The sequence below is a fragment of the Weissella sp. DD23 genome, from assembly GCF_001579105.1.
Lineage (GTDB): Bacteria > Bacillota > Bacilli > Lactobacillales > Lactobacillaceae > Weissella > Weissella cibaria.
On record NZ_KQ970395.1, the window covers coordinates 102,220 to 113,294 of the forward strand.

At 45.0% G+C, this 11,075-nt stretch carries 11 protein-coding genes and 1 pseudogene; all 12 read right to left on the reverse strand.

Annotated elements, in window-relative coordinates:
• Positions 1 to 108 precede the first annotated feature (108 nt).
• Positions 109 to 1,065 (reverse strand): TerC family protein, encoded by a 957-nt coding sequence (locus WEIDD23_RS09175; RefSeq protein WP_010372842.1) that lies wholly within the window; start codon positions 1,063 to 1,065, stop codon positions 109 to 111.
• Between the two features lie 194 nt (positions 1,066 to 1,259).
• Entirely contained in the window at positions 1,260 to 1,532 is a 273-nt protein-coding gene (gene rpsP, locus WEIDD23_RS09180) for a 30S ribosomal protein S16 (RefSeq protein ID WP_003609072.1), read from the reverse strand.
• A 201-nt stretch (positions 1,533 to 1,733) separates the two neighbouring features.
• Positions 1,734 to 2,285 (reverse strand): hypothetical protein, encoded by a 552-nt coding sequence (locus WEIDD23_RS09185; RefSeq protein ID WP_010372836.1) that lies wholly within the window; start codon positions 2,283 to 2,285, stop codon positions 1,734 to 1,736.
• Positions 2,286 to 2,303: 18 nt separating this feature from the next.
• Positions 2,304 to 2,510, reverse strand: a complete 207-nt coding sequence (locus WEIDD23_RS09190) for a hypothetical protein (RefSeq protein WP_010372832.1) — start codon at positions 2,508 to 2,510, stop codon at positions 2,304 to 2,306.
• Between the two features lie 394 nt (positions 2,511 to 2,904).
• Complete coding sequence (locus WEIDD23_RS13730) at positions 2,905 to 3,042, reverse strand: hypothetical protein (RefSeq protein ID WP_010372829.1); 138 nt, start codon at positions 3,040 to 3,042, stop codon at positions 2,905 to 2,907.
• A gap of 4 nt (positions 3,043 to 3,046) precedes the next feature.
• Positions 3,047 to 4,513, reverse strand: a complete 1,467-nt coding sequence (gene ffh / locus WEIDD23_RS09195; protein WP_010372827.1) for a signal recognition particle protein — start codon at positions 4,511 to 4,513, stop codon at positions 3,047 to 3,049.
• 3 nt (positions 4,514 to 4,516) lie between these two features.
• The gene (locus tag WEIDD23_RS09200) at positions 4,517 to 4,858 is read right to left on the reverse strand and encodes a putative DNA-binding protein (protein ID WP_010372824.1); all 342 of its coding nucleotides are present in this window, start codon (positions 4,856 to 4,858) and stop codon (positions 4,517 to 4,519) included.
• Positions 4,858 to 6,084 carry a signal recognition particle-docking protein FtsY gene (gene ftsY, locus WEIDD23_RS09205; RefSeq protein WP_062358930.1) on the reverse strand — a complete coding sequence of 409 codons (1,227 nt, stop codon included), beginning with the start codon at positions 6,082 to 6,084 and terminating at the stop codon, positions 4,858 to 4,860. Before ftsY ends, WEIDD23_RS09200 begins: the two co-directional genes overlap by 1 nt.
• A gap of 13 nt (positions 6,085 to 6,097) precedes the next feature.
• On the reverse strand, positions 6,098 to 9,655 hold the full coding sequence (gene smc / locus WEIDD23_RS09210) for a chromosome segregation protein SMC (protein WP_062358931.1): 3,558 nt from the start codon (positions 9,653 to 9,655) through the stop codon (positions 6,098 to 6,100).
• 9 nt (positions 9,656 to 9,664) lie between these two features.
• Positions 9,665 to 10,363, reverse strand: a complete 699-nt coding sequence (gene rnc / locus WEIDD23_RS09215) for a ribonuclease III (RefSeq protein ID WP_010372817.1) — start codon at positions 10,361 to 10,363, stop codon at positions 9,665 to 9,667.
• Between the two features lie 176 nt (positions 10,364 to 10,539).
• Entirely contained in the window at positions 10,540 to 10,779 is a 240-nt protein-coding gene (gene acpP / locus WEIDD23_RS09220; protein ID WP_010372814.1) for an acyl carrier protein, read from the reverse strand.
• Positions 10,780 to 10,823: 44 nt separating this feature from the next.
• Positions 10,824 to 11,075 (reverse strand): annotated as a pseudogene (locus tag WEIDD23_RS14805) (phosphate acyltransferase); the annotation flags it as partial.

Here is an 11,075-nt window from a genome sequence, read left to right on the forward strand (position 1 = left end):
TAAAAGAAATTTTTAGTTACAAGAAACAGTTTATCGTACTTTTGCAGTCCTGAACAGAGGAAAAAAATAAGTCGTTACAACCAACTTGGCTATAACGACTTCATCTTGTTACTTTTTAAATTCACGGCGCGCTTGCACCCGCGCGACAATTATCGAGGCTGCAATCGCCACCACCAATAAACTCACAATCACAATTAACGAAGCTATGTTTGAGATTTCGAATGACCACCCAAACATATTACCACCTTCATTAATCAACATCTTCGCGCCGATAAATGCCAGCACAATTGCCAACGCATACTTAATGTAACGGAACATCGGCAATAATTTCGATAAGGCAAAGTATAGCGAACGTAGCCCCATGATGGCGAAAATGTTCGACGTCACGACGATAAACGTATCCGTCGTCACTGCTAAAACCGCTGGAATTGAATCAACAGCAAACAATAAATCTGAGGCTTCGATAAAAATCAAAGCGATTAAAAATTGTGTTGCATACCGTTTGCCATTTTCCTTCACGATAAAATGAGGCTCGGTAACGTCATCCTTAATCGGCAAAACCTTGCGTAGCCACTTAATAATTGGGCTGTCATCCAAATTTTGATTGGCCTCTTTTTCAAACAGCATTTTCAGCCCCGTATAAACCAAGAAAATACCGAAAATATACATTAGCCACTCAAAACGATGCAGCAAGGCCGCCCCACCTAAAATAAAGAGCACACGCATCACCAAGGCACCGAAGACACCCCAGAACAAAATCCGGTGTTGGTACTTTGATGCGATGCCAAAAAAGCTAAAGACCAAGATGAAGATAAACAAATTATCTACACTTAGTGATTCTTCCAATAGATATCCCGTTACGAAATCTATCGCATGATTAGCCCCTGCAAATAGCCAAATACCAACGGCAAAGACAAAGGCCAACCCTACCCAGATACCAGTCATTAATAACGACTTTTTGAATGATGGTGTCACATTTTCTTTATTAAAGACACCCAAATCCAGCGCCAGCATGACCACCACAAAGGCAAAAAATGCGACCCAGATCCATAAACTAACTTCCATGAATGTTTAGCTTCTTTCTATTAAGGTTAATAGACATAACCCGTCTACTTTCAATATGCAATGATAGTCATCTCAGTCACAAAATGCAAACACTAGCCCTAGTTCGTAACGCGACTATAACCATTTCACCGCAGAAAAAAGAGCCAACCCGGATAGGTTGGCTCTTTTAAGAAATTCAAAACTGAATACCCAAATTACTTTGAGAACTTAGCTTCGTGGAACTTCTTCATGATGCCTGCGTTAGACAACAAGTTCTTTACAGTATCTGATGGTTGAGCACCGTTGTTCAACCATGACAATACCAATTCTTCGTTCAACTTAACTTCGGCAGGCTCAACCAATGGGTTGTACGTACCAACAGTTTCGATGAATCGACCATCACGTGGTGAACGTGAGTCAGCAACTACCACACGGTAGAATGGGCGCTTCTTTGAACCCATGCGCTTCAAACGAATCTTAACAGCCATGTTTATTTTCCTCCAGTTGTTTTTCTACAAGTAATAATATACCAAATAACCAACTGCCTGTAAAGTGTTTTTCCTTTACACGTTGAAAATTATTCAAATGCAACGTTTTTAGCGGGGTTTTGGTATATTATCGCTCACATAAGTTTATATTTTAGCGCATTCCTAACAAAAACAAAACCAGAATGACGAATTCTGGTTTTGCTAAGTTAGTTTAATTTGTTCACATAGTTGTTTATAGGCCACCGTCTGATGTAAGTTTTGGTAAGCTTGACCAACATTGACTTTAGTCGTTTCTTTTGTGATTGGATTATAAACCAATCGATCGTAACCGGAAATAATGGACACGACTGCTAACACCTCATCCGTGGCTGCAATCATAACATCGGTATCACCATTTCCCTGCCCCCTTATAATCAGAGTTTGACCGATTGGTAGTTCGATATCACTCGCTAACATAATCAAAGCCATACGCTCTTCAACCGTTAAATGGGTAATAGCCGGATCAGCCGTCATCTTACTGACTTGACTCATCGTAGCTGATTGCGTCGTTTGATTTTTGGCGTGCTGGCGAGCCTGTTCAGATGCTGTACGTGATGCTGAAATTTCTTTGGCAACCGATAACGAACGGGCCACCGCCGCATCTTCAACTTGACGCTGATGTGTCCAAACTTGCATCGTCAGTGCCACACCTAATAAACCAATAATAAAACCAAAACCGGTAAACGTCAGTATCCGCTTATGTCGTTGTCTCATTAAGCGCCTACCTCCATCTTACTCAGCTACAACTGGTTCCGCAGTAACCTTCGTCGTCGACACAGTCGTGACGATATGCGTATCCCGTTGCGCGAGCGACTGTTCGGCGTTAGCTGTCGTCTCCAACGCCGTAACTAAACCTGCTAACAAAAGCAACCCAAAAACCAATACCAACAACTTTGCCGTGATGCGTGTTCGCTTCATTCTCGTTACTCGTGATTCCATACGTCATATCCTCCTTAAATGTGTCCTTTTCTTATTGTTACATTTAGTTTACAACAAGTTATCGAATATTACTTTAAACAAAAGTTAAGGTCACGTCAAGAATATATGAAGTTTTGAAAACGCTTACAGAAAAAAGAACTCACTCACTGTTCGTACCAAAGTTTTCCAACAGCAAATGAGTTCCTCTTATGGACAAAGAGCCCGAACAAGTCACCGTCGCGACTATTCAGGCTCTTTGCATATTGTGATCACAACAAGTGAAACGCCCCCGTGCACAGGCTTGTTTCGATGCTAGCAGGTGATCGATGGTTATATTATGGCGGGTTAACTTGAGGAATTTGTTAAAAATCTGTAAATTAAAAACGCCATTCACAATCGAATGACGCTTTTAAGCTTATTTTTGCTTACGCTTCGCTAACATTTGTTCACGGAGCATTGCAACTTTATCGGCCTTTGACACAGCACCTTTCTTTTCTGACTGGTACTTAACGTTCATAGCCTTTGTCTTATCATCTAGTAAATAACGACCCATAATTTTAACGACGCTTCTTCTTGTTTTTTTGAATCTTGCGAGCCATTTGCTTCATCGCCATGTTAGCCATCTTGCCTTTAATACCGCCGCCCATTCCAGGGAAGCCACCAGGCATACCGGGCATGTTGCCACCACCCATCGCATTCATCATTTGCTCCATACCGCCCATGTTACCATTCATCATCCCGCTCATCATCTTCTTCATCTCGTTGAATTGCTTGATCATGCGGTTAACTTCGACAATTGGACGTCCGGCACCCGCTGCCAAACGGCGACGGCGTGACGGATTCAGCAAATCTGGATTTTCACGTTCGGCTGGTGTCATTGACATCACAATGGCCTTCAAATGGGCCATATCCTTTGGATCAACCTTAACGTTAGCCAAGGCTGGATTATTTGCCATCCCTGGAATCATCTTCAATAAATCTTCAATTGGGCCCATATTTTGTACTTGGTCCATTTGATCAATGAAGTCATTGAAGTCAAATGTGTTTGACTTCATCTTTTCCATCGTCTCAGCAGCTTGCTTCTCATCAAAGTCCTTTTGGGCCTTCTCAATCAACGTTAGCAAGTCACCCATACCCAAGATACGGCTAGCCATACGGTCTGGATAGAAAATATCCAAATCCGTCATCTTTTCACCTTGTCCGACGAACTTAATTGGCTTACCCGTTACAGCACGAATTGACAAAGCTGCTCCACCACGGGTATCACCATCCAACTTAGTCAGGACGACACCGGTAACGTCTAACCGCTCATTAAAGCCTTCAGCCGTTTCAACAGCGTTTTGTCCAGTCATGGCATCGACAACCAGTAGGATTTCATCTGGTTGTGCAATTTCCTTAACATCAGCCAATTCTTGCATTAAGGCTTCGTCAATTTGTAGACGACCAGCCGCGTCAATGAAGACATAGTCTGACTTCAATTCCGCTGCCTTAGCTAACCCTTGGCGAACAATATCACGTGGGTCTGCATCAGTCCCCATCTCAAAGACCGGCACATCAATTTGCTCACCCAATGTCTTCAACTGATCAATGGCCGCTGGACGATAAACGTCGGCCGCAATCATCAATGGTCGGGCGTTCTGCTCAGACTTCAACTTCAAGGCCAGCTTACCAGCCGTCGTCGTCTTACCAGCACCTTGCAAACCAACCATCATGATAACCGTTGGAATCTTGTCAGAAACGTTCAATGGCACCTCTGACTCACCCATCATCGCCGTCAATTCATCGTTAACGATTGAGACGATTTGTTGGGCAGGATTCAATCCTTCCAACACCTTGGCACCAGCCGCCTTTTCACGAACGTTACGGACAAAGTCCTTAACAACCGTAAAGTTAACGTCGGCTTCCAACAATGCCAAACGAATCTCACGCATCGTCTCGCGTAAGTCCGCATCTGTCACCTTCCCCTTACGACGCAACCCGCTCAATGCGTTTTGCAATCGCTCAGTCAAACCTTCAAAGGCCATGCTTTACTCCTCTTCTAATGTCACCAGACGTTCAGCTAATCGCGTTAGCTCAGCGTCATTGGGATACTTTTCTTGAATATAATCATTTAATTGTGCGGCCACACTTTGTCGTTGCAAATAATCTGCAAACAAGTGGAGCTTTGCTTCGTAATCTTCCAATAACTGGGTACTACGCTTTAAATTATCATACACGGCTTGGCGTGATACCTCAAATTCTTCGGCAATTTCGCCAAGTGAGTAATCATCCGCGTAGTACAATTGCAAGTAATCATTTTGCTTTGACGTCAGTAACGGTTGATAGAAATCAAACAAGGCATTCAAGCGCGTGTTTTTCTCTAATTCCATTACTTGTCATCTCCAATCAATAGGCTACCAAACAAGCTCTTAGCGAAATCATCCGCATCAAATGGCTGTAAGTCACCAACCTGTTCACCCAAACCAACCCACTTAACTGGCAGGTGTAGCTCGTTACGAATTGGCAAGATAATACCACCCTTGGCAGTTCCGTCAAGTTTCGTCAAAACAATTCCCGTCACATCTGTCGAGTCCTTAAACAGACGTGCTTGTTGGAGCGCGTTCTGACCAGTAGTTGCATCCAAAGCCAACAACACTTCCTGCGGTTCGTTTGGCAGCTCACGCGTAATAATACGCTTCATCTTCGCCAATTCTTGCATCAAATTAACATTATTTTGCAAACGGCCAGCCGTATCGACGAAGAGAATATCCGCGTTAGTTTCAATCGCCGTCTTCACACCGTCATAGACCACCGATGCTGGGTCAGCGTTAGCAGCGCCAGCCACAACCGGAATACCATTGCGCTCACCCCAGGCTTGCAATTGTTGCGTGGCACCGGCACGGAACGTGTCCGCCGCCGCTAGCACAACCTGCTTACCTTCAGCCTTGTATCGTGCTGACATCTTACCGATTGTCGTTGTCTTACCAACCCCATTAACCCCAACAAACAAAATCACTGTTGGTCCCTCAGGTGCAAAATGCATTGACGCATCTTCGTTAACGCCTTGGCTACGGTAGTGTTCAACCAACTTATCAATAATGACGCGTGAAATGTCAGCCTTGCTTTTCGCATTTTGTAGCTTAACTTCATTGCGCAACTCATCCGTTAATTGCAACGCTGTTTGCGCGCCAACATCGGCACCAATCAGTGTTTCTTCAAGTTCTTCAAAGAAATCCTCATCAACTGAGCGGAAGTTCGCCATAAACGCATTCCAACGTTCAGACCACGTCTTCCGTGTTTTCGTCAAACCTTCATCCAAGTTCGTCTCTGATGTTACCGCTGTTTCTGTTTCTGTTTCTGTTTCTGTTTCTGTTTCTGTTTCTGTTTCTGTTTCTACAGTCTCAACAACTTCAGCAACTGGTGCAACGTCCTCGGCAGCGATATGGCTTGGTACTTGAATTTCAACTGCCTCACCAGGTGTTGGTTGTAACACTTCCGCGGCGAGAACTGTTGGTTCAACAGGTGCCTCGCTATTTTCCCATGTCTGTGGGTAAAGCACTTCCACAACAACCTTTGGCGCTGCTGGCTTTTTCTTAAAAAAATCAAACAATCCCATTGTTTTATCCCCATTAATTTTCTGATGTCATCTCATCGAGTGCCATCAAGTTTACTGAAACCATCGTTGAAACACCTGGTTCTTGCATTGTCACCCCATACAGAACGTCGGCATTTGTCATTGTTCCCTTACGGTGCGTAATTACAATAAACTGTGTCCGATCATTCACATCATGCAAATAACGTGAGAATCGATCAACGTTCGCTTCATCCAACGCCGCTTCAGTCTCATCAAGTACCGCAAATGGTACGGGCCGGACCTCCAAAATAGCAAAAAGCAAGCTGATTGCTGTCAACGCCTTTTCACCACCCGACAACAAACTCATTTGTTGGAATTTTTTGCCAGGTGGCTGGGCCTTAATATCAACCCCAGTTGTTAGCAAATTCGTCGGATCCGTCAGTTCTAACTTTGCCTGACCGCCCCCAAACATCTTAACGAAAATGCCAGCAAAATGTTCTGCAACAGCGGCAAACGTTTCCTTGAAGCGGGTTTCGACTTCTTCATCCATTTCCGACATCGTTTGGCGTAAGTTATCCCGGGCCGCAACCAGGTCATCTTGTTGCTGCGTCAAGAAATCAAAACGTTCTTTCACTTCCACATATTCATCAATCGCCGTTAAATTAACGTTGCCAATTTCTGACAAAGTCACCTTCAACGCCTGTAATTCCGTTCGGATATCTGCAATTGGCATTACCGACAGCTGCGACTTGGCGTATTCGAACGACGTATCATATGTTTCTTCCAAAGTCCGTTCACCGGCTTGAATGGCACTACGTAATTCACCCTGTCGACCGCTCAAACGGCTCAAATTTGTCATCGCTTCAGTTTGTGCTTCTTGCGCTTGCACAAGCTCGCCTTCAGCTAAGGCGATTTCTTGTCGCAATTCCTCTAACTCAGTTGCCAAATCTGTCAACTCGTCTTCGGTTGCTTCCTTATCCGCCAACGTACCAGTTAAGTCGTTAGCCAGTCGTTGTTGGACATCACCCTGATCCGCCGTCAAATCAGTCATCTGCTGCTGATAAGCTGCTAAGCGCTGTTCTTCCGCCTGAATTTGTTCCACAACATCTTCGTGACGAACAGAAGCCGCTTGCACATTAGCTTGAGCTGTGGCGAGTTGTGCTTGCAAAGCCGTCAATTCTTGATCAACTGTCGCCATTTTGTCGCTCAACGTCGTTTGCTCAGCCAATAAACTCGTTAACTGGGCCTGCTGGGCTGCTTGTTGCTCAGACAACGTCGCAATGTCGTGCTGATTGTCAGCCACCAATGACGCATGGTCAACCGTACCTGATGATGACACACTGAATTCATATGTTAAGGCCGACTTTTCTTTTTGTGCTTGGGCCAAGCGTTCTTCAGCCACCTGTAATTGTGCCGTCGCTGCCTGTGCCGCTTCATTAGCCACTAATACCTGATCTTGTGCCTCGCCAAAGGCCGTCGTTGTTGCTTTCAGTTCGTCATCTAACTCACGAACCTGTCGTTCCAACTGTTCCGTCTGCGTGTGCAACGTCGCAACCTGTGCCGTCAATGATTCTACTTCACTTTGTTGTGACAACAAACCATTACCTTGATTACGACTGGCACCACCAGTCATCGACCCACCTGCGTTCATGACTTGCCCATCAAGGGTCACAATCCGAACGCGATGTTGTAAGGCGCGCGCCATGGGCACAGCCTCATCCATGTTCGTGACAATGACAGTTGTCCCGAGCAAACTTTGTACAACAGGGCGATACGCACTATCTGTCTTCACTAAATCTGCTGCGACACCAACAAAGCCAGCTTGGCCTTGGGCAGTCTGAATTTGTGCCGGTTGCAACTCACGCTTACGAATCGTTGTTAATGGCAAAAATGTCACACGTCCCAAACGGTGCTGCGTCAAATAACTAATCGCCGTCTTACCAACTTGTTCATCCGCAACAACCACGTTTTGTAAAGCACCACCCAACGCCGTTTCGATGGCCGTTTGATGCGTTGACGCAACTGAAATTAACTCAGCCAGTACACCGTGAATGCCGGGAAAATTCTCTTTGGCCTTCATGAGGTTACGCACACCTTGGAAATAACCCTCATAATTTTCAGATAGACGACTCAACGACTGCAAACGCGTTGACAGTCGCTGATCCTCTTCCATCTTGCTAAACCATTCTTGGCGGCGGGCTTGACTTTGTTCCTCTAACTGTTTACCCAACTGTTGCAAGCGCGTAAATTCAGCTTGCGCACTCGCCAAAGTGGCCGTCGTTTCAGCTACGGCGGTTTGTGCCGTTGCGACCGTGGCTTCGGCATTAGTCATTTGTAACGTTAATTGATTCTGACGTTGCGCCAACCGCTCGCTCTCAGCGTCATTCCGCTCATTTTCTTGCGCTAAGAATTGCTGTTGATTTTTAGCGGTCGTTAACAATTGCATCGTCTCAACTAAGGTTGCCCGTAATTGTTCAATATCCGTCGTTACCTGAGTCAACTGTTGGCGGGGGTGTGACGCCTGTAACGTCGCAATGTTGGCTTCTAGTGTTGTTACCTGGTCAGCCGCCGCCGTCATCGTTTCCTGACGGTTCGCCGCCGTTACGCGTAGTTCCGTCAAGCGATCTTCAACTTGGGCCAATTGTGCTTCCAGTTCACGGGTCACATTTGATCGATTGGTAGAACGCTCAGCCTGCAATTTTTGTTCCCCAACCAATTGTTCCGCACGCGTCGTCAATCGCAATAATTCAGCTTGTGCTTGTTGCTGCTTTTCTTCAGCTTCCGTCCGAGCTTGCTTCATCGCTGCTAACGCGTCAGTATGCGTCTTAACCGATTCCGCATGTGTTTCATTCTCATCCTCAGCCCGACTTAATTGGGCCTTGATATCTGCTTGCTCAGTGTACCAGTCCGTTAATTCCAAGACTAAGCGTGATTGATCTAACTGATCAAACCGTGCTTTGGTCGTCAAATACGTCTGTGCCTTTGCCGATTGCTCAGCTAATGGGGTCACGCGATTTTCCAACTCGTACAAAATATCTTGCACCCGGTTTAAGTTATCTTGCACACCAGTCAGCTCTTTTTCAGCCTTGTCCTTATTTTGTTTATACTTATAAACCCCAGCCACATCTTCAATGATTGACCGACGCTCCTCTGGTTTCGCACTGAAGATACTTTCAACACGCCCTTGTGAAATAATTGAAAAGCTTTCGCGTCCCAACCCAGAATCCATAAACAATTCATGAATATCTTTCAAGCGAACCGTTGTCCCATTAATTTGGTACTTTGAATCGCCATTCCGATATAAGGCACGCGTAATCCGAATCTCAGAGTAGTCGGAGTTCAAATAACGATCGGTATTATCGAATGTGATTGAAACTTCAGCGCGATTCAGTGGCGCACGCTGTGATGTCCCGCCGAAAATCACGTCCGACATTTTGTCACCACGTAGCCCTTTGGCGGATTGTTCACCCATTACCCAGCGAATGGCTTCGATAATATTTGATTTACCGGAACCATTTGGTCCTACAACTCCAGTGATACCTGGCATAAATTCTATCTTGGTGCGATCAGCAAATGACTTAAAGCCGCTAATCTCCAATGTTTTTAGTTTCATACCAATTCCCTAGTTTTTCGTCAATGTTTGGTATGCTGCCCGTGCAGCTACCTTTTCTGCTTCCTTTGTTGATTTTCCTTCGCCTGTTGCCAATACTTGATCATTCACGGCAACCTGCACTGTAAAAATTTGTTCATTATTTTCGACAGGTCGCTCGCCTAACTTGGTGTACGTAATTTTGACACTACCATGACGTTGCAAGTGCTCCTGCAATTTTGATTTGTAATCCACGAAACGATCGTAGAATCCTTCATCAATCTTGTTAAACATGATGTCACCTAGGAAATGCATCACGACATCTTGACCTTGATCCAAGAATAATGCACCGATAAATGCTTCCCATAAGTCTTCTAACAGTGAATCACGATTACGGGCGCCCGATAATTCCTCACCACGGCCCAATTGCACATATTGATCGAGATGCAACTCACGTGACAAAGCTGCAAACGCCCGGGTTTGGACCATCGAAATCCGCAACTCTGTCAATCGACCTTCATCCCACTCTGGGTAACGCTTAAATAGATAGACGGCGGTTGATTGTTGCATCACGGCGTCACCTAAAAATTCAAGACGTTGGTAATCATTTCCCGTGTAGTTTGGATGTTCATTAATATAATTGGCTTGCGTTAATGCCTCCTCCAACAATGACACATCGTTAAAGTGGATATTATAGGATAATGCAAGTTCTGCTTGTAGTTGTTTAAACATAAGACTTCCTTTCTAGATATACTGTTTAATTATACCAGAGAAAACCGTGTTATATTACGGTTCTTCAGAGTTTGTTAACCAGCGCACGCAAATTTTCCCAACACACAAAAATCCCAGCAACTGCTAAACCACGATGGCTACATTGCTGGGATTTATGATTAATTTTTAACTATTAGTTAAACGCGTGCGGCAATATAATCTACCGTGTCGTTGATGGTAATCAACTTTTCAGCGTCTTCGTCAGAGATTTCTGCACCAAATTCGTCTTCCATCTCCAATACCAATTCAACAAAATCAATTGAATCGGCATCGATGTCTGTCAAAAAGTTTAATTCACCAGTCACCTTAGCTGGGTCCAACTCAAAGTGGTCCGCAACTAGTTCAATGACCTTGTTTAAGATTTCTTGTCGTTCCATGATTCCGTTTCCTATTCGAATATTTAACTCTACCTAGTTTAACGCTATTCAGCGGCGCCGTCCACATCATTCTCTGGACGTGCAGCCAAATCTTCCTTGTGATCGGCAACAAACGCTTGCACCTTGGCCACCAAATCAGCTTCTAGCATTGTGTGAATTTGCTTCATCGTGTTTGCAACTGCATCTGGTCCAGCAGAACCGTGCGTCTTAACAACCGGTGCGTTAACCCCGATAACAACGGCGCCACCGTGCTGTGAGTAGTCCAACTTTGCTTGAACGCCCTTCAACGCAGGCTT

Coding starts and splice junctions, on each gene's coding strand:
- WEIDD23_RS09175 (WP_010372842.1), bottom strand. CDS start 1,065: ATGGAAGTTAGTTTATGGATCTGGGTCGCATTTTTTGCCTTTGTGGTG.
- rpsP (WP_003609072.1), bottom strand. CDS start 1,532: ATGGCTGTTAAGATTCGTTTGAAGCGCATGGGTTCAAAGAAGCGCCCA.
- WEIDD23_RS09185 (WP_010372836.1), bottom strand. CDS start 2,285: ATGAGACAACGACATAAGCGGATACTGACGTTTACCGGTTTTGGTTTT.
- WEIDD23_RS09190 (WP_010372832.1), bottom strand. CDS start 2,510: ATGGAATCACGAGTAACGAGAATGAAGCGAACACGCATCACGGCAAAG.
- WEIDD23_RS13730 (WP_010372829.1), bottom strand. CDS start 3,042: ATGGGTCGTTATTTACTAGATGATAAGACAAAGGCTATGAACGTTAAG.
- ffh (WP_010372827.1), bottom strand. CDS start 4,513: ATGGCCTTTGAAGGTTTGACTGAGCGATTGCAAAACGCATTGAGCGGG.
- WEIDD23_RS09200 (WP_010372824.1), bottom strand. CDS start 4,858: ATGGAATTAGAGAAAAACACGCGCTTGAATGCCTTGTTTGATTTCTAT.
- ftsY (WP_062358930.1), bottom strand. CDS start 6,084: ATGGGATTGTTTGATTTTTTTAAGAAAAAGCCAGCAGCGCCAAAGGTT.
- smc (WP_062358931.1), bottom strand. CDS start 9,655: ATGAAACTAAAAACATTGGAGATTAGCGGCTTTAAGTCATTTGCTGAT.
- rnc (WP_010372817.1), bottom strand. CDS start 10,363: ATGTTTAAACAACTACAAGCAGAACTTGCATTATCCTATAATATCCAC.
- acpP (WP_010372814.1), bottom strand. CDS start 10,779: ATGGAACGACAAGAAATCTTAAACAAGGTCATTGAACTAGTTGCGGAC.